This window comes from Flavobacterium frigidum, assembly GCF_048286735.1.
Lineage (GTDB): Bacteria > Bacteroidota > Bacteroidia > Flavobacteriales > Flavobacteriaceae > Flavobacterium.
This window is the reverse complement of the sequence record NZ_JBLVPU010000017.1, coordinates 1-26,275: the sequence shown is the minus strand read 5'-3', so window position 1 is coordinate 26,275 and position 26,275 is coordinate 1. Positions and strand designations below refer to the sequence as shown.

General features: G+C 34.0%; 22 protein-coding genes and 4 tRNA genes. 3 read left to right on the top strand and 23 right to left on the bottom strand.

From position 1 onward, the window contains the following. Positions 1-50: 50 nt before the first annotated feature. Together ACNQGO_RS10870 and ACNQGO_RS10865 are read right to left on the bottom strand one after the other, a co-directional pair. Entirely contained in the window at positions 51-1,004 is a 954-nt protein-coding gene (locus tag ACNQGO_RS10870; protein ID WP_417985263.1) for an AAA family ATPase, read from the bottom strand. Between the two features lie 119 nt (positions 1,005-1,123). Beyond that, a complete protein-coding gene (locus tag ACNQGO_RS10865) occupies positions 1,124-2,533 on the bottom strand; it encodes a peptidylprolyl isomerase (protein ID WP_417985262.1) in 1,410 nt (469 codons plus the stop codon). Positions 2,534-3,115: 582 nt separating this feature from the next. On the opposite strand from ACNQGO_RS10865, the gene ACNQGO_RS10860 reads away from it, so the two are divergent. Then, positions 3,116-4,705 carry a peptide chain release factor 3 gene (locus ACNQGO_RS10860; protein WP_417985261.1) on the top strand — a complete coding sequence of 530 codons (1,590 nt, stop codon included), beginning with the start codon at positions 3,116-3,118 and terminating at the stop codon, positions 4,703-4,705. Between the two features lie 84 nt (positions 4,706-4,789). Here the strand turns inward: ACNQGO_RS10860 and ACNQGO_RS10855 are convergent, their stop codons facing one another. The 18 genes from ACNQGO_RS10855 to rpsU form a co-directional block, all read right to left on the bottom strand. Then, positions 4,790-5,152, bottom strand: coding sequence for a hypothetical protein (locus ACNQGO_RS10855; RefSeq protein WP_417985260.1), 363 nt, complete (start codon positions 5,150-5,152; stop codon positions 4,790-4,792). Between the two features lie 352 nt (positions 5,153-5,504). Further along, positions 5,505-5,816, bottom strand: a complete 312-nt coding sequence (locus ACNQGO_RS10850; RefSeq protein WP_073354716.1) for a DUF3467 domain-containing protein — start codon at positions 5,814-5,816, stop codon at positions 5,505-5,507. Positions 5,817-5,819: 3 nt separating this feature from the next. After that, entirely contained in the window at positions 5,820-10,133 is a 4,314-nt protein-coding gene (gene rpoC, locus ACNQGO_RS10845) for a DNA-directed RNA polymerase subunit beta' (RefSeq protein WP_417985259.1), read from the bottom strand. Positions 10,134-10,455: 322 nt separating this feature from the next. After that, positions 10,456-14,268, bottom strand: coding sequence for a DNA-directed RNA polymerase subunit beta (gene rpoB / locus ACNQGO_RS10840; protein ID WP_417946904.1), 3,813 nt, complete (start codon positions 14,266-14,268; stop codon positions 10,456-10,458). A gap of 274 nt (positions 14,269-14,542) precedes the next feature. Then, positions 14,543-14,911, bottom strand: a complete 369-nt coding sequence (rplL, locus tag ACNQGO_RS10835; protein WP_035670434.1) for a 50S ribosomal protein L7/L12 — start codon at positions 14,909-14,911, stop codon at positions 14,543-14,545. 90 nt (positions 14,912-15,001) lie between these two features. Next, the gene (gene rplJ, locus ACNQGO_RS10830) at positions 15,002-15,514 is read right to left on the bottom strand and encodes a 50S ribosomal protein L10 (protein WP_417946902.1); all 513 of its coding nucleotides are present in this window, start codon (positions 15,512-15,514) and stop codon (positions 15,002-15,004) included. 22 nt (positions 15,515-15,536) lie between these two features. Then, entirely contained in the window at positions 15,537-16,226 is a 690-nt protein-coding gene (rplA, locus tag ACNQGO_RS10825) for a 50S ribosomal protein L1 (RefSeq protein ID WP_039111376.1), read from the bottom strand. A gap of 13 nt (positions 16,227-16,239) precedes the next feature. Further along, on the bottom strand, positions 16,240-16,677 hold the full coding sequence (gene rplK / locus ACNQGO_RS10820; protein ID WP_035639405.1) for a 50S ribosomal protein L11: 438 nt from the start codon (positions 16,675-16,677) through the stop codon (positions 16,240-16,242). 68 nt (positions 16,678-16,745) lie between these two features. Continuing rightward, positions 16,746-17,297 carry a transcription termination/antitermination protein NusG gene (gene nusG / locus ACNQGO_RS10815; protein WP_417946899.1) on the bottom strand — a complete coding sequence of 184 codons (552 nt, stop codon included), beginning with the start codon at positions 17,295-17,297 and terminating at the stop codon, positions 16,746-16,748. A gap of 10 nt (positions 17,298-17,307) precedes the next feature. Continuing rightward, positions 17,308-17,505, bottom strand: a complete 198-nt coding sequence (gene secE / locus ACNQGO_RS10810; protein ID WP_417946898.1) for a preprotein translocase subunit SecE — start codon at positions 17,503-17,505, stop codon at positions 17,308-17,310. 17 nt (positions 17,506-17,522) lie between these two features. Then, positions 17,523-17,593 (bottom strand) — tRNA-Trp (locus ACNQGO_RS10805). Positions 17,594-17,651: 58 nt separating this feature from the next. After that, on the bottom strand, positions 17,652-18,839 hold the full coding sequence (gene tuf / locus ACNQGO_RS10800) for an elongation factor Tu (RefSeq protein ID WP_417985258.1): 1,188 nt from the start codon (positions 18,837-18,839) through the stop codon (positions 17,652-17,654). A 54-nt stretch (positions 18,840-18,893) separates the two neighbouring features. Next, positions 18,894-18,965 (bottom strand) — tRNA-Thr (locus ACNQGO_RS10795). A 74-nt stretch (positions 18,966-19,039) separates the two neighbouring features. Further along, positions 19,040-19,120, bottom strand: a tRNA-Tyr gene (locus ACNQGO_RS10790). Positions 19,121-19,152: 32 nt separating this feature from the next. Beyond that, positions 19,153-19,226, bottom strand: a tRNA-Thr gene (locus ACNQGO_RS10785). Positions 19,227-19,316: 90 nt separating this feature from the next. Further along, positions 19,317-19,619 (bottom strand): ribosome hibernation-promoting factor, HPF/YfiA family, encoded by a 303-nt coding sequence (gene hpf, locus ACNQGO_RS10780; protein ID WP_309757925.1) that lies wholly within the window; start codon positions 19,617-19,619, stop codon positions 19,317-19,319. Positions 19,620-19,653: 34 nt separating this feature from the next. Continuing rightward, positions 19,654-20,550, bottom strand: a complete 897-nt coding sequence (locus ACNQGO_RS10775) for a tyrosine-type recombinase/integrase (protein WP_417985257.1) — start codon at positions 20,548-20,550, stop codon at positions 19,654-19,656. Between the two features lie 71 nt (positions 20,551-20,621). Then, entirely contained in the window at positions 20,622-20,816 is a 195-nt protein-coding gene (gene rpsU / locus ACNQGO_RS10770; RefSeq protein WP_035670421.1) for a 30S ribosomal protein S21, read from the bottom strand. Between the two features lie 102 nt (positions 20,817-20,918). Here rpsU and ACNQGO_RS10765 point away from each other — a divergent pair, with 102 nt between their 5' ends. Continuing rightward, positions 20,919-21,986, top strand: coding sequence for an endonuclease/exonuclease/phosphatase family protein (locus ACNQGO_RS10765; protein WP_417946892.1), 1,068 nt, complete (start codon positions 20,919-20,921; stop codon positions 21,984-21,986). An 85-nt stretch (positions 21,987-22,071) separates the two neighbouring features. Here ACNQGO_RS10765 and ACNQGO_RS10760 read toward each other — a convergent pair whose 3' ends face one another. Together ACNQGO_RS10760 and ACNQGO_RS10755 are read right to left on the bottom strand one after the other, a co-directional pair. After that, positions 22,072-23,241: an acyl-CoA dehydrogenase family protein gene (locus ACNQGO_RS10760; RefSeq protein WP_417946890.1), complete on the bottom strand. Its 1,170-nt coding sequence runs from the start codon at positions 23,239-23,241 to the stop codon at positions 22,072-22,074. Between the two features lie 179 nt (positions 23,242-23,420). Continuing rightward, complete coding sequence (locus tag ACNQGO_RS10755; protein ID WP_417985256.1) at positions 23,421-24,224, bottom strand: ComEA family DNA-binding protein; 804 nt, start codon at positions 24,222-24,224, stop codon at positions 23,421-23,423. A 332-nt stretch (positions 24,225-24,556) separates the two neighbouring features. Here ACNQGO_RS10755 and ACNQGO_RS10750 point away from each other — a divergent pair, with 332 nt between their 5' ends. Then, on the top strand, positions 24,557-26,020 hold the full coding sequence (locus tag ACNQGO_RS10750) for an amino acid permease (RefSeq protein ID WP_417947330.1): 1,464 nt from the start codon (positions 24,557-24,559) through the stop codon (positions 26,018-26,020). A 54-nt stretch (positions 26,021-26,074) separates the two neighbouring features. Here ACNQGO_RS10750 and ACNQGO_RS10745 read toward each other — a convergent pair. After that, a partial coding sequence (locus tag ACNQGO_RS10745) for an IS3 family transposase (protein ID WP_417985255.1) occupies positions 26,075-26,275 on the bottom strand: 201 nt, incomplete at its 5' end.

Sequence of the window (26,275 nt, the reverse complement as noted above, 5' to 3'; positions counted from 1 at the left end):
GAAATCGTTATAGTTGGGACATAAAACGTGTGAAAAGCAAGTCGAAATTTTTAAAACAATTTTTCAATAATCATTTCTTCAGTAATGCCTTCAGCATCTGCTTTGTAGTTTTTTATGATTCTATGACGCAATATTCCAATGGCTACTGCTTTCACATCTTCGATATCTGGTGAAAATTTACCTTTAAAAGCAGCATTGGCTTTGGCGGCTAAAATTAAATTTTGAGAGGCACGAGGTCCTGCTCCCCAATCTAAATAATTTTGTACAAATTCATTAGACAACGGATTATCCGGACGGGTTTTGCTAACCAGTGTTACCGCGTATTCTATTACATTGTCTGCAACTGGGATTCTACGAATCAATTGTTGAAAATCAATTATTTCCTGAGCGGTAAACAATGGGTTTATCGTATTTTTTATATCCGAAGTGGTTTGCTTTACCACTTGAACTTCCTCTAAAAACGAAGGATATCCTAGTTTTATAGCAAACATAAATCGATCTAATTGTGCTTCTGGCAAAGGATACGTTCCTTCTTGCTCAATAGGATTTTGAGTAGCTAGCACAAAATACGGCAAGTCTAGTTTATGGTTTTCACCCGCAATTGTTACCGAACGTTCCTGCATCGCTTCTAGTAGTGCTGCTTGTGTTTTTGGTGGTGTTCTATTGATCTCATCTGCAAGAATAATATTCGAAAATATAGGCCCTTTTATAAATTTAAAATGACGATTTTCATCTAGTATTTCACTTCCAAGAATATCCGACGGCATCAAATCTGGCGTAAATTGGATTCGCTTGAAATTAAGTCCTAACGCCTGCGAAAGTGTATTTACCAATAGTGTTTTGGCCAATCCTGGAACTCCAACTAATAATGCGTGACCTCCAGAAAAGATGCAAAGCAAAATTTGGTCTACAACCGCATCTTGACCCACAATGATTTTGGCTATTTCTGTCTTTAATTCGTTTCGTTTTTGAACTAAGTTATGAATTGCTGCTACGTCTGACATGTAATGAGTATGTTTAAAATTAAAAAGAGTTAGCTTTATGAAAACATAAAACTAACTCTTTTATTTGTTTATCGAAAATATTTTATTCTTAATTCTAAGCTCTAAAACGATTTGCGAATCTATTTTTTTAACCAATTGTTAGTAAACGCACAATCTCTATATTCTCCGATGATTTTGATGTATGTTTCTTTAATTTTTTCGTCAAACCATTTTCCAATAGCAGCAATTCGTTTACTTTTTAATGCCAAATCTTTGATCTTGATGTAATCCTTTGCGTAGTCAGCGGCATGTTCATCAATTCGATTGGTTACGGTAACTATTTTAAATTTTTTCTTTCCTTCTTCACCTTGATCCAATATTGGAGCCGAAACTTCACCCTCTTTCAAATTAGAAACTTGGCTGTAAAAAGTAGGATCCATTTTGGTCAATTCAAAACGCGTGTCTTGGGTTTGTGGATTGATTAATGCTCCACCATTTGCTCTTGTTTCTTTTTCATCCGATAAGGTTCTTGCTGCTTCCGCAAAAGTGATTTCCTTATCTTCAATTCTTTTTTTAATCAACGTAATTTTTTCTTTGGCTTCACTCAACGACTCTTCGGTAACTGTTGGACTCAACAATATATGACGCAATTCTATTTCTTGCCCTTTAATTTTTTCAACATAAATAATATGATACCCAAAATCGGTTTGAAAAGGAGCTGATATCTCTCCTTCAGCAAGACTAAAAGCGACATCTTTAAATTCCTTTACAAAAGGTGTTTTGCGATTCATTTTATAAAAACCTCCGTTAGCACGTGAACCTGGATCTTGAGAATACAAAACTGCTTTTGTAGAAAAACTAGAACCTTCCTCAATTTCCTTTTTGAAACCATTTAGTTTATCAATTACTTTTTGCTTGTCGGCATCGGAAACCTTTGGAGTAACCACAATTTGAGCTACTTCTAATTCAACACCAAAAAACGGTAAATCTGCTGCTGGTATTTTTTTGAAATAATTTCGAACTTCTTCAGGAGTGATTTCTACACCGTCTACAATTTTCTTTTGCATTTCTGAACTCAACTTACCTTCTTTCAAAATATCTGAGAAGTACGTTCTAAATTCCTCTTCAGAATCCTTCTTGTAATACTTCACAACTTTATCTAAAGAACCAATTTGCTCTACCATATAACTCAATCGGTCTTCCATCATACCCTTCACTTCTGCATCAGTAACTACAATACTGTCCTGAATGGCTTGATGTGCATACAATTTGTCTTCTAATAACTTCCCTAACATTTGGCATCTTGTAATATCTTTTACAGATCCGCCTCCCGCTGAAATTTCAAGATACGATTTGTCAATATCTGAATCTAATATGATGTAATCTCCAACAGTAGCAATGACACCATCAATTTTCTGTTTACCAGTTGATTGTATTTTCTTGATCGGAACAATCACAGAGTCCTTAATAATTTCTTGTGCACTTATTGTAACACATGTAAAAAGTAAAAGAAAAAAAGTAAATACAATTCTATTATTAATGGATTTCATTTCTATTTTATTTATTGGCATTATTCTAATTTGTATTTGTCGTAAAAAGGTACTTATTCTATTGTTCTTAAACCTTTTGATAGCTGCCTGATTAATTTTGGCAAATATACACTTTAAGAATCAACAACTGAATTGAAATTTTACAATACAATTCTTAAGTATTCTTTAAATTTAAAACGAACAAAAATAGCAATTCAATTACATAATACAAGTTTCCATCTTACTATTAACAAAAAATTATAAACGCATTTATTTATTCGAATATTCGATTGTTAAAGTATAAACAAAATGAATATTGAAAAAAAAATTAAAATCTCAAATACTAACGGTTACTTTCATTTCTTATTTAAAAGTGTGTACTATTGATAGTTTATTTGGTCAATCAATATGTAACAAGTAAAGATCATCGAGGCTGTCTGAAAAGATGGCCTTCTTTTTTATCATTTATTAAATCATCACATTTCTACTATTGAACTACAATCACATGAATTGCAACTTCAAAATCCAACTAATCCAATTAGCGGATACAATTTTTTTAATTGGCATATATAAATAGTACTTTTGCAAACTATTTATACAAATATGGGCTTTTTAGAAGAAATACAACGCAGAAGAACTTTCGGGATTATCTCACATCCTGATGCCGGAAAAACAACACTTACAGAGAAACTCCTCCTTTTTGGTGGTGCAATTCAAGAAGCAGGTGCTGTAAAGAATAATAAAATTAAAAAAGGTGCTACCAGTGACTTTATGGAAATTGAACGCCAGAGAGGTATTTCGGTTTCCACTTCGGTTTTAGCATTCAATTATAAAGACAAAAAAATAAATATTCTCGATACACCGGGACATAAAGATTTTGCAGAGGATACTTTTAGAACCTTAACTGCTGTCGACAGCGTTATTGTTGTAATTGATGTGGCCAAAGGTGTCGAGGAACAAACAGAGAAATTAGTTGCGGTTTGTAGAATGCGAAAAATTCCAATTATTGTATTCATCAACAAATTAGACCGAGAAGGAAAAGACGCTTTTGACTTGATGGACGAAGTGGAACAAAAACTGGGTTTAACGGTTACTCCATTGAGTTTCCCAATAGGAATGGGGTATGACTTTCAAGGAATTTATAACCTTTGGGAACAAAACATAAACTTATTTAGTGGCGACAGCCGTAAAAACATTGAAGAAACAATTGCTTTCTCCGATGTTCAAAATCCTGAATTAGAGAAAATAATTGGTCAAAAACCAGCCGATCGATTGCGTGAAGAATTAGAATTGATAGATGAAGTATACCCAAAATTTGATCGTCAGGATTATTTAGACGGAAAACTACAACCTGTATTTTTTGGTTCTGCATTAAATAATTTTGGGGTTAGAGAATTATTGGATTGTTTTGTTCAAATTGCTCCATCTCCAAGACCCAAAGATTCAGAAACACGATTGGTAGATCCGAAAGAGGAGAAAATGTCTGGATTTGTTTTTAAAATCCACGCCAATATGGATCCAAAACACCGTGACCGATTGGCTTTCATAAAAATTGTTTCTGGAACTTTTGAAAGAAACAAACCCTATTATCACGTTCGTCAAAAGAAAAACTTAAAATTTTCTAGTCCTAACGCATTTTTTGCTGAAAAGAAAGAAATTGTAGACATATCTTATCCTGGTGATATTGTTGGCTTACATGACACTGGGAATTTCAAAATTGGAGATACGTTGACCGAAGGGGAAATCATGAGTTTCAAAGGAATTCCAAGTTTTTCTCCAGAACATTTCCGATACATCAATAATGCCGATCCAATGAAAGCCAAGCAATTGGATAAAGGTGTAGATCAGTTGATGGATGAAGGTGTTGCTCAGTTATTTACTTTGGAAATGAACAACAGAAAAATTATTGGAACGGTTGGTGCGCTTCAATATGAGGTAATTCAGTACCGTTTAGAGCATGAATATGGCGCAAAATGTACGTATGAAAACTTTCCGGTACACAAAGCATGTTGGGTAAAACCTAATGATATCAAAAGTGATGAGTTTAAAGAATTTAGACGAATAAAACAAAAATTCTTAGCTCATGATAAGTACGGACAATTAGTATTTCTAGCTGATTCTGACTTTACAATCCAGATGACACAAAATAAATATCCGAATGTGAAATTATTTTTTACTTCAGAATTTGAGTAAATCACATTTTTTTGAAATAGTTACAAAAAAACGCTAATTTTTCAATTAGCGTTTTTTTATATCCCTTTTAAAATAAATTTCTACTTAAGAAACCATACTGCCTGTATCGACCGCTTTCTTTAAAAAAGCTTTGATTAACAAACGGTTTGGAGCAGAACCAGATGTTATAACCTGTATTTTTGCACTTGAACTTTCTTTAGATATTTTACCGTTTGGATCTTGTTTAGTACCCATAAACCATAAAACAAAATTCATACTGTTTGATTGAGTGGAAACTGCTGAAACATTTTCTTTTTTTGCATTACTGTTAACTTCAATCGTACTATCATCTACTAACTTTTGTGCAGATTGACCAAATACAGATACGTTTGACATTAATATAAAAACAAACAGTATCAAGAGATTTGAAATCCCTTTAGTGTTAGCTTTTAAAGTAAAATATTTCATAACAATTCGTATTTTTTAGATAGATTGAGTTTAATTCCCTATCTCGAGAACGAAAGTATATCATTTATTTACCAGCAAAAAATATTTTCGATGAAGCACCTTAATAATCGTTTAAAACACAAACTTGTTATTAAACACCTGAATTTAAAGGTTTCTTAATGTCTATTTATCAAATAAAGAGTATAATATAATTTTTATAGAAATTAAACATTCAGGAACGAATAATAGAGAAATATTAATGTGATACTTATATGAATCTTAAAATTAAAAAAATACAAAGCTAATAGTCACACTACAGAAGTAAGATTTAATCCATAAAAAAAGGCTCCATATCTGGAGCCTTTTAAAAATATTATGCTTGTCCTGCCGGACCAAAATTAAGCGGTATTGGTGCCTGTTCAGTGTCTTTTATTTCGCCATGAGCGACTTCAAAACGATGAATATTTTCTCCTATTGCTTTTAACAGCCTTTTAGCATGTTGCGGTGTCAAGACAATTCTTGATTTCACCTTAGCTTTAGGAATACCTGGCATAATGCTTACAAAATCTAAAACAAACTCGGATGAAGAGTGATTTATTATTGCCAAATTGGAATAAATTCCTTCAGCAATTTTTTCATCTAGCTCAATATTAATTTGCTCTTGTTGTTGATTAGAATTACTCATATCTTAATAAATATATTCTTCTTTGTTAGCCATCATATCATTATAATCTTCTTTCGAACCTACAATTGTATTGTCATATTCTCTCATACCTGTTCCAGCAGGGATTCTATGTCCTACAATTACATTTTCTTTCAATCCTTCTAAGTAGTCAATTTTACCTGCAACAGCAGCTTCATTCAATACTTTAGTGGTTTCTTGGAAAGATGCAGCAGAAATAAACGATTTGGTTTGAAGCGATGCTCTTGTAATACCTTGTAAAACTGGCGTTGCTGTTGCGGTAACAACATCACGAGCTACAACAAGATTTTTATCTGTACGTTTCAATAAAGAATTTTCATCACGCAACTCACGAGGCGTAATAATTTGTCCTTCTTTTAATGCACTAGAATCTCCAGCATCTTCAACTACTTTCATACCGTATAATTTATCATTTTGAACGATAAAATCTTTAGTGTGAATTAATTGATCTTCTAAGAATAAAGTATCACCTGGATCCTGAACTCTTACTTTACGCATCATTTGACGTATTACTACTTCAAAGTGTTTGTCGTTGATTTTTACCCCTTGTAAACGGTATACTTCTTGAATTTCATTTACCAAATACTGTTGAACAGCTGCTGGTCCTTGGATTCTTAAAATATCATCCGGAGTAATTGCACCATCAGATAAAGGTACCCCTGCTCTTACAAAGTCATTTTCTTGAACTAGAATTTGGCTTGATAATTTAACCAAGTATTTTCTAACGTCACCAAATTTAGATTCGATAACAATCTCACGGTTTCCTCTTTTGATTTTTCCAAAAGAAACAACACCATCGATTTCAGAAACAACAGCTGGGTTTGAAGGATTACGAGCTTCTAACAACTCTGTAATTCTAGGTAAACCTCCAGTAATATCTCCTGATTTAGAAGAACGACGTGGAATTTTAACCAATACTTTACCTGCTTTAATTTTCTCACCGTTTTCAACCATCAAGTGGGCTCCAACTGGTAAGTTATAAGAACGAATTAGTTCGCCTTCTTTACCGTAAACCAATAAAGTAGGAATTAATTTTTTAGCTCTAGATTCAGAAATTACTTTTTCTTGGAAACCAGTTTGCTCATCAATTTCAACCATGAATGATTGACCTTGCTCTAAATCTTCATAAGCAATTTTACCAGTAAACTCAGAAACGATAACTCCATTATATGGATCCCATTTACAAATTACATCTCCTTTAGCAACAGATTGACCGTCTTTAACGAAAATACTAGAACCGTAAGGAATATTATTAGTACTTAATAAGATACCTGTTCTTTCATCAATTAATTTCAATTCCGTAGAACGAGATACAACAATATCAACCGAATTGCCTTCGCTATCTTCACCTTTTACAGTTTTCAAATCTTCGATTTCAAGCTTACCAGCAAATTTGGTAATGATACTTGATTCCTCAGAAATACCACCCGCAACCCCACCAACGTGGAATGTACGTAGTGTTAACTGTGTACCTGGTTCTCCAATAGATTGTGCTGCGATAACACCAACTGCTTCTCCTCTTTGTGTCATTTTACCAGTAGCTAAATTTCTACCGTAACATTTTGCACAAATACCTTTTAACGCTTCACAAGTTAATGGTGAACGCACTTCCACTTTCTCGATTGGAGAAGCGTCAATTGCTTTCATTATAACTTCAGTGATTTGTTGTCCAGATTGAATTAAAACTTCATTATTCAATGGATTTACAACGTCTTGTAATACAACACGCCCTAAGATTCTTTCTCCTAATGACTCAACAATTTCCTCATTTTTCTTCAATGCTGATACTTCAACACCTCTTAATGTACCACAATCTTCGATGTTAACAATAACATCTTGAGATACATCATGCAATCTTCTTGTTAAATATCCTGCATCGGCAGTTTTCAATGCCGTATCCGCAAGACCTTTACGTGCACCGTGAGTAGAAATAAAGTACTCAAGGATCGAAAGTCCTTCTTTAAAGTTAGAAAGAATCGGATTTTCAATAATTTCACCACCACCAGCAGTAGATTTTTTTGGCTTAGCCATCAAACCACGCATACCGGTTAACTGACGAATTTGCTCTTTGGAACCCCTTGCTCCAGAATCAAGCATCATATACACTGAGTTGAAACCTTGTTGGTCTTCTCTAATGTTTTTCATTGCTAACTCTGTCAATTGAGCATTTGCTGAAGTCCATACATCAATAACTTGGTTGTAACGCTCGTTATTGGTAATAAGACCCATGTTATAATTTGCAGAAATACCTCCTACTTGCTCTCTTGCGTCGGCAATTAATTTAGGTTTCTGATCTGGAATTCTAATATCACCAAGAGAGAATGACAAACCACCTTTAAAGGCAAATTTGTACCCCATGTCTTTCATGTTATCCAAGAAAGCCGCTGTTGTAGGTACATCAGTTGAACTTAAAACGTGTCCGATAATGTCTCTAAGGTTTTTCTTAGTCAATACATCATTGATATATCCAGCTGCTTCTGGTACTACTTCATTAAATAATACACGACCCGCAGTAGTTTTAATGATTTGGTAAACCAACTCACCTGCTTCATTAAAATCTTTTGCTCTAATTTTTACAGAAGCATTCAATTCTAATCTACCTTCATTCAAAGCAATATTTACTTCTTCAGCAGAATAAAAAGTGATTCCTTCTCCTAAAATTTTAAGCTCTGGAGTAGACAAACGTTCTTTGGTCATATAATATAGACCCAAAACCATATCCTGAGAAGGTACCGTAATTGGAGCTCCATTTGCAGGATTCAAGATATTGTGAGAACCCAACATTAATAGCTGTGCTTCCAAAATTGCTTCTGGTCCTAACGGTAAGTGAACTGCCATTTGATCCCCATCAAAATCCGCATTAAATGCAGTACAAACTAAAGGGTGCAATTGGATTGCTTTTCCTTCAATTAATTTTGGTTGGAATGCTTGAATACCTAATCTGTGCAAAGTAGGAGCACGATTCAGTAATATTGGGTGACCTTTGATAACATTTTCAAGGATATCCCAAACTACAGGCTCTTTCTTATCTATTATTTTCTTAGCTGATTTTACAGTTTTTACAATTCCTCTTTCTATCAATTTACGGATAACGAAAGGTTTGTATAATTCCGCTGCCATATCTTTTGGGATACCACATTCAGATAATTTTAATTCAGGTCCAACAACAATTACCGAACGAGCAGAATAATCGACACGTTTTCCCAGTAAATTTTGACGGAAACGTCCTTGTTTACCTTTAAGGGAATCAGATAATGATTTTAATGGTCTGTTTGATTCTGTTTTTACTGCAGATGCTTTACGCGTATTATCGAAAAGTGAATCTACAGATTCCTGCAACATACGTTTTTCGTTTCTTAAGATAACTTCTGGAGCTTTAATCTCCATTAATCTTTTCAAACGGTTGTTACGTATAATTACACGACGGTATAAATCATTTAAATCTGAAGTTGCAAAACGACCTCCATCAAGTGGCACAAGCGGACGTAATTCTGGCGGAATAACTGGTACCACTTTCATAATCATCCATTCCGGACGATTCTCACGGTTCAAGTTAGACTCACGGAAAGATTCAACAACTTGTAATCTTTTTAACGCTTCCGTTTTACGTTGTTTAGACGTTTCATTGTTAGCATTATGTCTTAATTGATAAGACAATGCATCAAGATCAATTCTTGCTAATAAATCCATAATACACTCTGCTCCCATTTTGGCAACAAATTTATTAGGATCAAAATCATCAAGATACTGGTTGTCAGCAGGAAGAGTATCTAAAATATTTAAATATTCTTCTTCTGTCAAAAAGTCTAGTCTTTGCAAAGATTCACCTTCCGCATTTTTAGCAATACCAGCTTGGATTACTACGTATCTTTCGTAGTAGATAATCATATCTAATTTCTTAGATGGAAGACCAAGGATATAACCAATTTTGTTTGGAAGAGAACGGAAATACCAAATATGAGCAATTGGCACAACAAGATTGATGTGACCTACTCTGTCTCTACGTACTTTTTTCTCAGTTACTTCTACACCACAACGGTCACAGATGATTCCTTTGTAACGTATTCTTTTATATTTTCCACAAGCACATTCAAAATCTTTTACTGGTCCGAAAATACGTTCACAGAAAAGACCATCACGCTCTGGTTTGTGCGTTCTGTAGTTGATAGTTTCAGGCTTTAACACTTCACCTCTTGATTCTTTCAAGATAGATTCAGGAGAAGCAAGTCCTATTGAGATTTTATTAAACCTTTTTACAGGGTTTTTATCTTTATTGTTATTATTTCTATTATTCATCATAGTTTTTACTATTGATTTATTTGCAATTAAAAAATTGATTCTTGTTTAAGTCGAAAGTTTGAAAGTCGAAAGTCGAAAGTCACACTAGACTTTAAAACTTTAAGACATTTGACTTTATGACTGTAACATTACCTCGGATTACTTCTCTAAACTTCAACTAATTTTTGAAGTGCTAGTTATAAAATCTTCTGAGATCTTATAAAAAATCGGAACGGGTTACGGGTCTAAATCCTAAAAACTCTTATAAAAAAGTGTTCAGTATTCAGGATTTAGCGTTCAGTTTATCACTGATTACTAAATACTGAACACTGAATACTAACCTTTATTCTTCTAAACGAATGTCTAGTCCAAGACCTTTCAATTCATGCATCAATACATTGAATGATTCAGGTAATCCTGGCTCTGGCATAGATTCACCTTTTACGATTGCTTCGTAAGTTTTTGCTCTACCAATAACATCATCAGATTTCACAGTCAAGATTTCTCTAAGAGTACTTGATGCTCCATAAGCTTCAAGTGCCCAAACCTCCATCTCTCCAAAACGTTGACCTCCAAATTGAGCTTTACCCCCAAGTGGTTGTTGTGTAATCAACGAGTATGGGCCTATAGAACGTGCGTGCATTTTATCGTCAACCATGTGTCCAAGTTTCAACATGTAGATAACTCCTACTGTAGCCGCTTGATGGAAACGCTCTCCTGTACCACCATCATATAAATGTGTATGTCCAAAACGTGGTATTCCAGCTTCGTCGGTCAATTCATTGATTTGATCTAAAGTTGCTCCGTCAAAAATTGGTGTAGCAAATTTTCTACCCAAGTTCATACCAGCCCAACCAAGTACCGTTTCATAAATTTGACCAATGTTCATACGTGAAGGTACACCTAATGGGTTCAACACGATATCAACTGGTGTTCCATCTTCTAGGAAAGGCATATCTTCATGACGAACGATACGAGCAACAATACCTTTGTTACCGTGACGTCCTGCCATTTTATCCCCAACTTTAAGTTTACGTTTTTTGGCAATATATACTTTAGCTAGTTTCAAGATTCCTGCTGGCAATTCATCTCCAACAGTAATAGTGAATTTCTCTCTACGTAATGCACCTTGTAAATCGTTCAATTTAATTTTATAGTTATGAATTAAATCATTCACCATTTTATTAGTTGCATCATCAGCAACCCATTGACCTTTACTTAAGTGAGCGAAATCTTCAACAGCATAAAGCATTTTTTGCGTGTATTTTTTACCTTTTGGTAAAACTTCTTCACCCAAATCATTCATTACACCTTGAGATGTTTTTCCGTTTACGATCAAGAAAAGTTTTTCTACTAATTTGTCTTTTAATTCAACAAATTTAACTTCAAACTCCATTTCAAGTGCTCCTAAAGCATCCTTGTCTTGCGTACGTTTACGTTTATCTTTTACTGCTCTTGCAAACAATTTTTTGTCTAAAACAACACCATGTAAAGAAGGAGACGCTTTTAATGAAGCATCTTTTACATCACCTGCTTTATCCCCGAAGATTGCACGAAGCAATTTCTCTTCTGGGGTAGGATCTGATTCTCCTTTTGGAGTAATTTTTCCGATCAGAATGTCGCCAGGTTTTACCTCTGCTCCAATTCTAATCATACCATTTTCATCTAAATCTTTAGTAGCTTCTTCAGAAACGTTCGGTATATCGTTCGTTAATTCTTCGTTACCTAATTTAGTATCTCTAACTTCAAGTGAATAATCATCCACGTGAATAGAAGTAAAAATATCGTCACGAACCACTTTTTCAGAAATTACAATCGCATCCTCAAAGTTGTATCCCTTCCATGGCATAAAAGCAACTTTTAGGTTACGACCTAAAGCTAATTCACCGTTTTGAGTAGCATATCCTTCTGATAATACTTGTCCAGGTACCACTCTATCCCCTTTTCTTACGATTGGTTTAAGGTTGATACTTGTACCTTGATTGGTTTTTCTAAATTTAATTAGATTGTATGTTTTCTCATCTGGCTCAAAACTCACCATTCTTTCTTCTTCAGAACGATCGTATTTGATAGTGATGATATTTGCATCTACATATTCTATAACTCCATCTCCCTCAGCATTAATCAATACTCTAGAATCAGAAGCTACTTGACGCTCTAAACCAGTTCCAACAATAGGAGCTTCAGGACGAATTAATGGTACGGCCTGACGCATCATGTTAGATCCCATCAGTGCTCTATTCGCATCATCATGTTCCAAGAAAGGAATCAAAGACGCTGATATAGAAGCAATCTGGTTTGGCGCAACATCGGTATAATCTACTCTTGTTGGTTCAATTACCGGGAAATCACCTTCTTGACGTGCAATTACATCTTCGGCAGTAATTTTTCCAGTAGCATCCATTTGAATGTTTGCCTGAGCAATCATCATTCCTTCTTCTTCTTCTGCGCTTAAGTACACTGGAGTAGACACTAAATCTACAGTTCCATTGGTTACTTTACGGTATGGTGTTTCAATGAAACCCATTCCGTTTACTTTAGCATAAACCCCAAGAGATGAAATCAAACCAATGTTTGGTCCCTCAGGAGTTTCAATTGGACATAAACGTCCGTAATGCGTATAGTGAACGTCACGTACTTCAAATCCGGCTCTTTCTCTCGAAAGTCCACCTGGTCCTAGTGCAGATAGTCTTCTCTTGTGCGTAATCTCGGCAAGTGGATTCGTTTGATCCATAAACTGAGACAACTGGTTTGTTCCAAAGAAAGAGTTGATAACAGAAGATAATGTTTTTGCATTAATCAAATCTATTGGTGTAAACACCTCGTTATCTCTAACGTTCATTCTCTCACGAATGGTTCTAGCCATACGCGCTAAACCAACACCGAATTGTTGAGACAATTGTTCTCCAACTGTTCTAACACGACGGTTTGATAAGTGATCAATATCATCAATCTCTGCTTTAGAGTTAATCAATTCGATCAAATATTTTACAATAGTTATGATATCTTCTTTGGTCAAGACTTGCTTTTCCATCGGAGTATCTAAACCTAATTTTTTATTTATTCTATAACGACCTACCTCACCTAAGTTGTAACGTTGGTCAGAGAAGAACAATTTATCTATAATACCACGAGCCGTTTCTTCATCAGGCGGTTCAGCGTTACGTAATTGTCTATAAATATGTTCAACAGCCTCTTTTTCAGAGTTTGTTGGATCTTTTTGCAATGTATTATGAATGATAGCATAATCACCTTGATTAGCATCTTCTTTGTGCAACAAAATAGATTTAACGTTAGAATCAATGATTTCCTCAACATTATCTTTGTCGATAATTGTATCTCTATCAAGGATTATTTCGTTACGTTCGATAGAAACTACCTCACCAGTATCTTCATCAACGAAATCTTCATGCCATGTATTCAATACACGTGCAGCTAATTTTCTACCGATGTACTTTTTAAGTCCTGTCTTAGAAACTTTAATTTCCTCTGCAAGATCAAAAATCTCAAGAATATCTTTATCTCTTTCGAATCCAATAGCACGAAATAAAGTAGTAACAGGTAACTTTTTCTTTCTGTCGATATAAGCGTACATTACACTATTAATATCTGTTGAAAATTCTATCCAAGAACCTTTAAAAGGAATTACTCTGGCAGAATACAATTTTGTTCCATTTGCATGGAATGATTGACCAAAGAAAACACCCGGAGATCTGTGTAATTGAGAAACAACTACACGCTCAGCACCATTTATAACAAAGGTACCACTCGGTGTCATGTAAGGAATTGTACCAAGATAAACATCTTGAACAATAGTTTCAAAATCTTCGTGTTCTGGATCTGTACAATATAATTTTAACCTTGCTTTTAAAGGCACACTATAAGTAAGACCTCTTTCTATACATTCTTGAATTGTATAACGTGGTGGATCTACAAAATAATCAAGGAATTCTAATACAAAGTTATTTCTTGTATCAGTAATTGGGAAGTTTTCCATGAAGGTGTTGTAAAGCCCTTCGTCACCTCTTTCGTCAGATTTAGTTTCTAATTGAAAAAAATCTTTAAACGATTTAACCTGAACATCTAGAAAATCTGGATAGTCAGGAATATTTTTTGTGGAGGCAAAATTCAATCTTTCAGTCTGATTTGTTAGCATCAATGGACAAAATTTTGATTAAAAAAGTAATTTTTGGTGTAAATAAAAACTTATTTACGTTTAAATTTTACAACCATTACATCTTTAAAAAATCAATTTAAGATAACTACTTTCTTATTATCTATTGATTTATTTTCTCGTAATGGATAAAATTATTGTATTAAAAAGTATAAATTGTAATAAAACAAGCTAGACTTTTGTTATACGAAAAATGGTTTAGGTCATTGGGTGACTAAACCCAAGACCTAAACCTTATTCTTTAAACTGAGTTTAACTATTTAAGCTCAACAACAGCTCCAGCTTCTTCTAAAGATTTTTTAAGACCTTCAGCCTCTTCTTTAGAAACACCTTCTTTTACATTACTTGGTGCGCTATCAACTACATCTTTAGCTTCTTTCAAACCTAAACCTGTAAGTTCTTTAACTAATTTTACAACCGCTAATTTAGAAGCACCAGCTTCTTTCAATACAACTGTAAATTCTGTTTGAACCTCTTCAGCAGCAGCCTCACCACCACCTGAAACTACTACAGCTGCAGCAGCTGGTTCGATTCCGTACTCATCTTTTAATATTGTTGCTAATTCGTTAACTTCTTTTACCGTTAGGTTAACTAATTGTTCTGCGAATTGTTTCAAATCTGCCATTTTTTCTATCGTTTTAAAATGATTTGTAAAAATATAATTTATTTATTGTGCGCTTTTTAAAATAAAACTTAGACTATAAAGTCGGTTTTATTATGCTTCCACTTCTTCTGTAGCCTCTTCGCTTTTAGCGAATTGGTTTTGAAGAGCAGAAATAACTCTTTGAGCTGGTGATTGAAGCAATCCAATGATTTCGCCGATAAGCTCTTCTTTAGATTTAATAGTTGCTAATGCATCTAATTGATCGTCTCCAATATAAATTTCAGCATTTATGTAAGCCCCCTTTAATACAGGTTTAGCTGATTTTTTTCTGAAATCTTTAATTATTTTTCCAGGTGCATTTGCAACATCTGAAATAAATATAGCACTATTACCAGTCAATACAGATGGTAAATCACCATAATCATTATCAGAAGCTTCCATTGCTTTTGCAAGCAAAGTGTTTTTTACAACCTCTAATTTTATACCTGCTTTAAAGCAAGCCCTTCTCAAGCTTGAAGTAGTCTCTGCATTAAGTCCTGAAATATCAGATATGTATATGATATTTGTACCAGCTAACTGTGCAGTTAATTCTTCAATCGCGATTGATTTTTCTTCTCTAGTCATACTAAAAATTATTAACTACCAATTATACTGCTTTTGGATCCAATGCAATTGCAGGACTCATAGTGCTTGTAAGGTGAATACCTTTAATGTAGGTACCTTTAGCAGCAGTTGGCTTAAGTTTGATTAATGTTTGAATAATTTCGTGTGCATTGTCATAAATTTGCTCAGCTCCAAAAGAAACTTTACCAATTCCTGCATGTACGATACCAGTTTTGTCAACTTTAAAGTCAATTTTACCAGCTTTAACCTCTTGAACAGCCTTAGCAACATCCATAGTTACTGTACCTGTTTTAGGATTTGGCATTAAACCTCTAGGTCCTAAAATACGACCTAATGGGCCTAATTTACCCATAACAGCAGGCATCGTGATGATAACATCAACATCTGTCCAACCGTCTTTAATTTTTTGAAGGTAATCGTCAAGACCTACATAGTCAGCACCAGCAGCCAAAGCTTCCGCTTCTTTATCTGGAGTAACTAATGCTAATACTTTTACATCTTTACCAGTTCCATGAGGTAATGTTACTACACCTCTTACCATTTGATTCGCTTTTCTTGGATCTACACCCAATCGAACAGCGATATCAACAGACTCATCAAATTTTGCAGAAGCAATAACCTTTATCAATGCAGCTGCATCTTTTAAAGAGTATAATTTGTTCTTTTCAATTTTTGAAGCAGCCTCTTTTTGCTTTTTTGTCAATTTTGCCATGTCTTTCTCTTAATTAAAAAGGAGAATCTCCTGATACAGTTATACCCATAGATCTAGCTGTTCCAGCAATCATGCTCATAGCAGATTCGATTGTGAATGCATTTAAATCTACCATTTTATCTTCAGCAATTGCTTTGATAACATCCCAAGTAACGCTTGCTACTTTTTTACGATTTGGTTCACCAGATCCTGACTTTAGCTTTGCAGCTTCCAATAACTGGACAGCCGCCGGAGGAGTTTTTACAACAAAATCAAATGATTTGTCTTTATACACAGTAATTTGTACTGGGCATATTTTGCCGGGTTTATCCTGAGTTCTAGCATTAAATTGCTTACAGAATTCCATGATGTTTACCCCAGCAGCTCCTAAAGCAGGTCCAACCGGTGGCGACGGGTTCGCAGCACCTCCCTTAACTTGTAGTTTAACTACCTTACTAATTTCTTTAGCCATTTTTTAAAAAATTTAACATTACAATCAATGGAAGCGATTATAATGGATATTATAGATGTAACAAAAAATTATACTTTTTCAACTTGCATAAAACTAAGCTCTAATGGTGTTTTTCTACCGAAAATTTTAACCATTACTTCTAGTTTACGCTTTTCTTCATTGATTTTTTCAACAGTTCCATTGAAACCATTAAAAGGGCCATCAACAACCTTAATTGTTTCTCCAATATTAAAGGGAATAGAACGAGTATCTGTATTTACAGCTAACTCATCTACTTTACCCAACATTCTATTGACTTCAGACATTCTCAATGGAACAGGTTCTCCACCTTTGATTTCACCTAAAAAACCAATAACGCTTGTTATAGACTTGATAATATGAGGTATTTCACCAACAAGATTAGCTTCAATCATAACATAACCCGGAAAATAAACTTTGTCTTTGACTATTTTTTTCCCCTCTTTTACTGTAACTACTTTCTCAGTAGGAACTAAAACTTGAGATACATAATCTTCCATTCCAAGTCTTGCTATTTCAGTCTCAATATAAGCTTTTACCTTATTCTCTTGACCACTGACCGCTCTAACGACATACCACTTCTTAATATTATTATCTGCCATAACGAGGGAATTACGCTTTAATCCAGTTAAAAAATCCAGCCAAAGCTTTCGCAAAAATTTCATCTACTCCCCAAGTTGCCAAAGCGAATAAAACTGAAAAAACAGCAACAACAATCGTAAGACGTTGCACCTCAGACCAAGCAGGCCAAGTTACATTTGACTTTAATTCCTCAAATGCTTCTGATATGTAATTAACAACTTTTGTCATTATGATTTATTTTTTTGCACGGGCGGAGGGATTCGAACCCCCATCAACGGTTTTGGAGACCGCTATTCTACCCTTGAACTACGCCCGTAGAATAAAAAGTAGTGTCATCGTTAAACGACACTACTTTTTTGAATATATTTAATGGATTAACCTACTATCTCAGTAACTTGTCCAGCACCTACAGTTCTACCACCTTCACGGATAGCGAAACGTAAACCAACGCTCATTGCGATTGGGCTTAACAAAGATACATTGATCGTTAAGTTGTCTCCTGGCATTACCATCTCTACACCTTCTGGTAAAGTAATAACTCCTGTTACGTCAGTTGTACGTACGTAAAACTGTGGACGGTAGTTATTATGGAATGGAGTATGACGTCCACCTTCTTCTTTTTTCAAGATATAAACCTCAGCTTTGAAAGTAGCGTGTGGTTTTACTGATCCTGGCTTAATGATAACCATTCCTCTTTTGATAGATTCTTTATCAACACCTCTTAACAATAAACCTACGTTATCTCCAGCTTCACCTCTATCAAGGATTTTACGGAACATCTCAACTCCTGTAATTGTAGAAGTTAATTTTTCAGCTCCCATACCAATGATTTCAACAGCATCACCTGTATTAGCAATACCAGTTTCGATACGACCTGTAGCTACAGTTCCACGACCAGTAATAGTAAATACATCTTCAACTGGCATCAAGAAAGGCTTTTCAGTATCTCTAATTGGCTCTTCAATCCAAGAATCTACTGCTTCCATTAGTTCAAGAATTTTTGGAGTCCAAACTGGATCATTGTTTAATCCACCAAGAGCTGACCCTTGAATAACTGGACAATTATCTCCATCATATTCATAAAAAGACAATAAGTCTCTAATTTCCATTTCAACAAGTTCTAATAATTCCTCGTCATCAACCATATCCACTTTGTTCATGAATACAACCATTCTAGGAATACCAACCTGACGACCTAAAAGAATGTGCTCACGTGTTTGTGGCATTGGACCATCAGTTGCAGCTACTACAAGAATAGCACCATCCATTTGCGCAGCTCCAGTAACCATGTTCTTTACGTAATCCGCGTGACCTGGACAGTCAACGTGAGCGTAATGACGATTAGCAGTTTCGTACTCAACGTGAGATGTATTAATTGTAATACCTCTTTCTTTTTCTTCAGGTGCATTATCAATTTGATCAAATGATTTTGCTTGACAGTAACCAGCATCAGATAACACTTTAGTTATTGCTGCAGTTAATGTAGTTTTTCCGTGATCTACGTGCCCAATTGTACCAATGTTTAAGTGGGGCTTGTTACGGTTAAAGGTTTCTTTTGCCATTTTACTTAATTTTTAATCTAGTTTATATATTTATTTCAATTTCCTACTTAATTGAGCCAACTACGGGAATTGAACCCGTGACCTCTTCCTTACCAAGGAAGCACTCTACCTCTGAGCTAAGTCGGCAGAACCTCTTATCAAAGAGTTTAAATCACAGTTTTGAATTTTTCAATTCAATTACCACAATTTAATTTTCTTAGTGGGGAGAGCAGGATTCGAACCTGCGAAGTTTACACAGCAGATTTACAGTCTGCCCTCGTTGGCCGCTTGAGTATCTCCCCTACTTTTTCTATTATTAACCTTTACATTTTTGAGCCGGCGGAGGGACTCGAACCCACGACCTGCTGATTACAAATCAGCTGCTCTAGCCAACTGAGCTACGCTGGCAAATCAATAAAAAAAGTCCGCTATTTCTAACGGACTGCAAATGTAAAGATTTTATCTCTCATTCAAAACATTTTTTAAAAAAAAATAATTTTAAATGTGTGAACTTATTTTTTCTTTTCTTTTTATTAACATTCTCTCTAAGGATTCTGCCGAGAGCTCAACAGCTTCTTCAAAAGTTTTACATTGTTTTTTAACTAAAAAATCATCGCCAGGAACATTGATTTTTACTTCGGCAATTTTGTTTTCCTTATCACTTGTTTTTTCAACCTTCAAAAAAACATCTGCTGATACCACTTTATCATAGTACTTTTCCAACTTGTCCATTCTATCCTGAACAAAATCTACCAGTTTTTTGTCAACAGTAAAGTTAACCGCATGAACACTTACCTTCATAATTTTTTTTTTAATAGTTAAACATTTCTCCAAATTACTTATTCATTCTAGGATGCGCTCCTTCGTATACACTTTTAAGCTCTGATAAACTATTGTGCGTGTATATTTGCGTTGACGCTAAACTAGAATGACCTAATAACTCTTTGAGTGAATTTAAATCTGCTCCATTATTTAACAAATGCGTTGCAAAAGTATGCCTCAAGATATGGGGACTCTTTTTTACTTTTTCAGAGACTCCACTAAAGTAAGAATTTATTAATCGATACACAAAGGATTCATTTAATTTTAACCCTTTTTTTGTTAGAAATAAATAATCACAATCAACAATGGAAATCAAGCGGTCTCGCTCTTCTAGGAACAGAAAAAACTGCTCTTTTATAATAGGTAAAATTGGTAAAATACGTTCCTTATTGCGCTTTCCCAATACTTTTATAGTACCACCAGCCAGATCTAAATTGACTATTTTCAAACCTATCAACTCTGCCCGACGCATCCCGGTAGTATAAAACAAATCTATGATAAGCTTATTTCGAATACCTTCGAAACCTGAAGTGTTATTCATTACATCTAAAACATCGACAACTTCTTTTTCTGAAAAGGGAATCTGAAGGATTTTTTGCGACTTTAAAGCTTTGTGTTTAAGTAACGGACTTGCTTCTAACTGCTTGGTCTTTAATAAAAACTTATAAAATGCTTTCAAGGAAGCCATTTTTCTATTGACGGAAGTATTAGACAAACCAGCATTAACAAGAAATACAATCCAAGTCCTTATTTGATTGTAATTGGCCTGATCTATATTTTTTTGGTCGAAATGTATTGTATTGTAGGATTCGAAAGAAGAAATGTCATTGCAATACGCTATGATGGTATGTGGAGAATATTTTTTCTCCAATTGTAGGTAATTTCGAAATGCATCTATATTTGTAGTCATAAAAAAACCGTTAGCATCAAAGTTATAAAACTTCTGATGACTAACGGTATTTTATTTTGAATAAATATTGACTAACTCTCTAAGTTATCTCTCATATTTTGGATATAAGCCGCTTTTTGAATTTTGATTCTATTCGTTACTGAAGGTTTAATAAAAGCTGTACGCGCTCTTAATTGACGAACAGTTCCTGTTTTATCAAATTTTCTTTTGTAACGTTTTAACGCTCTATCGATATTTTCTCCGTCTTTAATTGGTATAATTAACATAATATAGACACCCCCTTTCTTTAGTTTGCAAAAGTAGGATAATAAAGTGAACTAACAAGTATTTGCATAATTTTATTTAATTTTACCAACAAAATAAAGTTTATGTGGTTTATCATAATTTCTACTCTATTACTTATTGCAAGTTTTTTACCCTATATGCCACTTACACATTGGTTCTATAGATTTTTTGAGTTTGGAAAAATTCAAATACTTATTTTACAGATTACGGCTTTAGTCTTTAGCTTTATCTTAATAAATGAATCAGATGTTTGGATACCGATTCTTCAATTTTTGACTTTATTAAGTATTATAAGTCATCTTGCAGCCCTTTACAAGTATACTTCTTTTCACAAGTCAGTACAAAGAGAACCTTGTGATGTTTCTTCAGAAATAATCACAGTACTTTCAGCCAACGTATTTCAAGAAAATTTAGAATACGCAAAATTTACAGCTTTAGTTCACAAATACAATCCAGATATTGTTTTAACCATGGAATCTGATGAAAATTGGGAAAAAGCACTCTCAGTTTTGGATCAAAAATACAAATACAATATCAAAGTAGCCTTAGATAACACCTACGGGATGCATTTATATTCTAAATTAAAAATAACAAAACACAGTGTTCATTATTTTGTGGCGGATGACCTGCCCAGTATTGAGGCAAAAATAACAACAGCTGACAATTTTAAATTCACTTTTTTTGCCGTTCATCCGCCACCACCAAGTCCTACTGAAGAAGAAAATTCTAAAGAGCGTGATGGAGAACTTTTGAGTATTGCAAAAAAAATAAAACAAAACTCCGATACCTGTATCGTAGTTGGAGATTTCAATAATGTAGCTTGGGCAAAATCCTCTATACTTTTTAGAAAAACCAGCGAGACTATCGACGGAAGAATTGGTCGAGGATTCATTTCAAGTTTTCATACCAAATATTGGTTTTTAAGATTTCCAATTGATTTAATGTTTCACACACCAGATGTGTTTATTGATGAATTAAGAAGTTTAGAATATTTCGGATCTGATCATTTTCCGATATATGCAAAGTTTTTCATCAACAAAAATACTTCAAAACAAGAGCATCTAAAAGAAAAGCTTGAAGAGGGAGAACATGAGATTGTTCAAGAAATAATAGCAGACGGAATAAATGAAAAAAGCGATAATCGAAATTGATTATCGCTTTTTTTAAGCTTGTCTATAAAATAATTCACTAAAAAGTCGCGAAATATTTCATGCTTGTTACCCTGTATTTGAGATGTTATTTAACTGCTGGCTCGTAATTTTGTTGATCAATGATCATTTTTCCTAATATCTCTTTGAGGATTTCTGATGTTCCACCACCAATAGGCCCTAAACGGCTGTCTCTCGACAAACGCGCTAGAGGATATTCTTCCATGTAACCATAACCTCCTAGCATTTGTAAACAACTGTATATAGTTTCATCAGAAACTTTGGTAGATTTTAATTTAGCCATTGTAGCCTCCTTAACTACGTACTCGCCTTTGTCTAATCTTGCCACGGCCGCATAATTAAACACTTTGCAATGTTCTACTTCTGTGGCATGCTCGACCATAGTATGTCTCAATGCCTGAAACTTGCTGATTTTTTTTCCAAAAGCCTCTCGTTGCGACATGTATTCGATAGTATAATCAATTGCGTACTCTGCTCTAGCATGAGCATTAATAGCCATGATCAAACGCTCTAAAGCAAAATGCTGCATAATATAAGGAAACCCTTTACCCGCTTCACCCATCAAATTTTCTACTGGAATTTCTACATCATCAAATGCTAACTCTGCAGTATCTGAAGCTCTCCAACCTAATTTATCCAATTTGTTAGCAGTAATACCTTTCAAGTTGCTATCCATCAAAAAGATGCTAATTCCCTTATTCCCAAGTTCAGGACTTGTTTTTGCAGCCACAATGTAGTAATCTGCATACACCCCATTTGTAATAAAAGTTTTTGAGCCATTTATTACGTACTTATCGCCCTTTAACACCGCATTAGTTCGCATACCCGCTACGTCACTACCACCAAAAGGCTCTGATATACACAAAGCACCTATTTTTTCACCAGCAATACTTGGCGCTAAATAATCTTGTTTAATTCGTTCATCGCCTTCGGCGTTCAAATGGGTCATTGCTAAATATGAATGTGCCCACATCGCAGCTGCAAAACCAGATGATTTAATTTTTTGAAGTTCTTCAAGAAAAATAACGGTGTAAAACAAGTCTAAGTTTAATCCTCCGTATGCCTCAGGATAAGCAATACCAAAATAGCCCATTTCACCAAATTTCTTCCAAATAAAGCGTTCAATAGTGCCAGTTTTTTCCCATTTCTCAATATGTGGCACAACTTCTTTTTGTAAAAAATCTTTTAAACTTTCTCTAAATGATTGGTGTTCTTCTGTAAAATAAATTGAATTCATATAACTAATACTTTTTTTTTAACAAATTGAATGCGTTGAAACAAAATAAATAGATTTTTGTTTCGAGGTTAGAATTTTGATTGCTAGGTAATAAAATGATAATTTAAAAAATAGTTCATAATAAAACAGTCATTTTTTTAAAAAAATCAAATGAATTTAAAGCCGCAAGTTACCGAATTTTAATTAAAGTCCAAATATAAGCCAATTAAATTTGCTTTATCAACAGGAAATCCCTTGATTTTTGTTAAATCCTCAATATTGTTGATTTTTCCTTTCATACTTCTATAAGTAACTATTTGTTTTGCCAAAGCGTATCTGAAATAATAAAACTGAGTAAGCTCTTTTAAAGATGCGTTATTAATATCTATTTTCTTAAAGTCAGGCAGAACAGAAACTTTAAAATTGGTATTCAAATTTTCTATTACTTCTGGAGATAATCCCCATACGTCATTCATTTGCTTCATGGAAACAAATCCTCCCAAAAGTTCTTTTTGTTTTAAAATCCGAAGAGAAATAGCATCGCCAATTCCATAGATTTTTACTAAATCCTCTTTCGTGGCCTGATTTATATCAATAAGAACAATATTTTCCTTTTTGGCGAAAGCCGGATTTGAATACTTTTTATACTGTCTTGGCGCATTTTTTTGGTTTACCCAATCTGGAAATTTAAAATAAGGAGCCATTACATTTAATAGAGAATCTGACACCTTTGTCACATTTTGAAATTCTTTTGCTGAATTCACATACTTATTTTCTTTTCGAAACGCTAAAAGCCGATCAATCTCTAATATTGACATTCCTAACTTATACCCTTTATAATCGGTTATAAAATTAGGGTTAAAGAGATAAATTTTATATGTTTCCTCATTTGCAGTTTTTTTCATAGCATCAACTTCAGATTGAAGGGAAAGCCATTTCTGTTTCTCAGGATCCTCTTTAGATTTATCATTAAAGGTCACAAAAAAATAAATAATTTGCAACAAAATAATAATTCCGAACAATATAAAAATACCGCTTCGCTGTTCGCGAGTAAAATTAAAATAAGACTGAATAACTTTTGAACTCATTGTTTACGTTTGAGAGCTTAATACATAATAATTATAAAAGTAAAGAATAAATATGAAACGTCTAAATGCTCACAACAAAACATTTTTAATATGAGCTTAATCAAATATATTTTATTTACGTAAACACTGATAAATTGATAAAAATAAGTTGTTCACACATTTTTTAGTACTTAAACTTAAATAATAATTTTTATTTTTTACAAAAAAGAATACATTTGAAGCTTAATAACTTAAAACATTAAACAACCATGTCAATTTGGAGAGTTAAACCAGTATCTGCTTTTGAAGCTGATATGAAAAAAAGTCAATTAAAAAGAGTTTTAGGAAAGTGGAGCCTTACTGCAATTGGTATTGGAGCTATTATCGGAGGAGGAATATTCGTTCTTACAGGTACAGGAGCCTACAATCATGCTGGACCAGCACTTGCACTTTCATTTGTAATTGCGGGTATTGCCTGTGTATTTGCAGCGTTGTGCTATTCAGAATTTGCTTCTATTTTACCTGTGGAAGGTTCTGCATACGCCTATGCTTATGGGACAATTGGTGAAGTTTTTGCTTGGATTATTGGTTGGGGATTAATTTTAGAATATGCCATGGGCTCTATGACGGTCGCCGTTTCATGGTCAGGATATTTTAATAAAATGCTCAAAATGTTTGGGATAAAACTACCCGATTGGCTAACTACAGACCCAGCGAGTTATACTGGCGAAGGATTTTCAATGAACTTACCCGCTTTTTTAATTGTAATTTTGGTAATATCTTTATTAATAAAAGGTACTGAAAAGGCAGCTAGTGCGAACAACTTTATTGTAATCTTAAAAGTATCTGCTGTAATTTTTGTAATTATTGCTGGTGCATTCTTCATAAATGTAGATAACTGGTCTCCATTTATACCTGATGTACAAACTATTATAGTTGATGAAAAACCGCATCAAGCTTACGGACTCAAAGGTATTGTATCCGGAGCTGCGGCCATTTTCTTTGCATATGTAGGTTTTGATGCTGTATCCACTCAAGCTGGTGAAGCAATCAACCCTAAAAAAGACGTTCCTTTTGCTATCATTGTATCATTATTAGTATGTACAATTCTTTACATATTAGTATCGTTAGTATTAACAGGAATGATTAGCTACCAAGACTTTAACCCACTAGGAAAATACCCTGAAGCAATAAAAGCCCCAGTAGCTTACGCATTTGATATTGCTGGACAAGCTTGGGCTGGTTATATTATTACAATAGCTGCTACTGTAGGTTTGATATCAGTATTAATGGTAATGATCATGGGACAATCTCGTATCTTCTTAGGAATGTCAAAAGATGGTTTAATTCCTCCTGTTTTCTCAAAAGTTAATCCTTTATCTGGTACACCAAAAACAAACTTGATGATCTTAGGTGGATTTATTGCTACTGTTGCTGCCTTTACACCGATTAGTAAATTAGCAGAAATGTGTAGTTTTGGAACTTTATTCGCCTTTACAATGGTTTGTATAGCTGTATGGATTTTGAGAATTAAACAACCTGGTTTAGAACGAACTTTTAAAGTACCTGCCTTACCAGTAATTGCTGTTTGTGGTATAGCTATTAACATTTATTTAATGACTCAACTTAGTTTAGATGCTCAAAAATTCTCGATGGGCTGGTTAGCAATAGGTCTATTAATTTACTTCCTTTACGGTAAACGAAATTCTAAACTCAATAATTCACAAGACTAAAAATAAAAAAGCTCCTTCACTAGACTGAACCCAAAAGTTTGGACAAATTTATAATTAATTTTGATAATAATGAGCTCGATATTGTATCGGGCTCATTTTGTTTAAATTAGACTTACTTCTGTCATTATTATAATAATCTATATACTCCTTTATTTCCCCTTTTAATTGGTCAATTGATGTGTATTTTTTCAGATAAAACAATTCTGATTTTAATATACCGAAGAAATTCTCAATAATTGCGTTATCAAGACAGTT

What these genes read in the sequence shown, in the direction of transcription:
- hpf (WP_309757925.1), bottom strand. Translation starts at nt 19,619, where the DNA reads ATGAAGGTAAGTGTTCATGCGGTTAACTTTACTGTTGACAAAAAACTG.
- tuf (WP_417985258.1), bottom strand. Translation starts at nt 18,839, where the DNA reads ATGGCAAAAGAAACCTTTAACCGTAACAAGCCCCACTTAAACATTGGT.
- rplL (WP_035670434.1), bottom strand. Translation starts at nt 14,911, where the DNA reads ATGGCAGATTTGAAACAATTCGCAGAACAATTAGTTAACCTAACGGTA.
- nusG (WP_417946899.1), bottom strand. Translation starts at nt 17,297, where the DNA reads ATGGCAGATAATAATATTAAGAAGTGGTATGTCGTTAGAGCGGTCAGT.
- ACNQGO_RS10850 (WP_073354716.1), bottom strand. Translation starts at nt 5,816, where the DNA reads ATGAGTAATTCTAATCAACAACAAGAGCAAATTAATATTGAGCTAGAT.
- rplA (WP_039111376.1), bottom strand. Translation starts at nt 16,226, where the DNA reads ATGGCAAAATTGACAAAAAAGCAAAAAGAGGCTGCTTCAAAAATTGAA.
- ACNQGO_RS10860 (WP_417985261.1), top strand. Translation starts at nt 3,116, where the DNA reads ATGGGCTTTTTAGAAGAAATACAACGCAGAAGAACTTTCGGGATTATC.
- ACNQGO_RS10775 (WP_417985257.1), bottom strand. Translation starts at nt 20,550, where the DNA reads ATGACTACAAATATAGATGCATTTCGAAATTACCTACAATTGGAGAAA.
- ACNQGO_RS10765 (WP_417946892.1), top strand. Translation starts at nt 20,919, where the DNA reads ATGTGGTTTATCATAATTTCTACTCTATTACTTATTGCAAGTTTTTTA.
- rpoC (WP_417985259.1), bottom strand. Translation starts at nt 10,133, where the DNA reads ATGATGAATAATAGAAATAATAACAATAAAGATAAAAACCCTGTAAAA.
- rplK (WP_035639405.1), bottom strand. Translation starts at nt 16,677, where the DNA reads ATGGCTAAAGAAATTAGTAAGGTAGTTAAACTACAAGTTAAGGGAGGT.
- ACNQGO_RS10870 (WP_417985263.1), bottom strand. Translation starts at nt 1,004, where the DNA reads ATGTCAGACGTAGCAGCAATTCATAACTTAGTTCAAAAACGAAACGAA.
- ACNQGO_RS10865 (WP_417985262.1), bottom strand. Translation starts at nt 2,533, where the DNA reads ATGAAATCCATTAATAATAGAATTGTATTTACTTTTTTTCTTTTACTT.
- rpoB (WP_417946904.1), bottom strand. Translation starts at nt 14,268, where the DNA reads ATGCTAACAAATCAGACTGAAAGATTGAATTTTGCCTCCACAAAAAAT.
- ACNQGO_RS10855 (WP_417985260.1), bottom strand. Translation starts at nt 5,152, where the DNA reads ATGAAATATTTTACTTTAAAAGCTAACACTAAAGGGATTTCAAATCTC.
- ACNQGO_RS10760 (WP_417946890.1), bottom strand. Translation starts at nt 23,241, where the DNA reads ATGAATTCAATTTATTTTACAGAAGAACACCAATCATTTAGAGAAAGT.
- secE (WP_417946898.1), bottom strand. Translation starts at nt 17,505, where the DNA reads ATGACAAAAGTTGTTAATTACATATCAGAAGCATTTGAGGAATTAAAG.
- ACNQGO_RS10750 (WP_417947330.1), top strand. Translation starts at nt 24,557, where the DNA reads ATGTCAATTTGGAGAGTTAAACCAGTATCTGCTTTTGAAGCTGATATG.
- rpsU (WP_035670421.1), bottom strand. Translation starts at nt 20,816, where the DNA reads ATGTTAATTATACCAATTAAAGACGGAGAAAATATCGATAGAGCGTTA.
- rplJ (WP_417946902.1), bottom strand. Translation starts at nt 15,514, where the DNA reads ATGACTAGAGAAGAAAAATCAATCGCGATTGAAGAATTAACTGCACAG.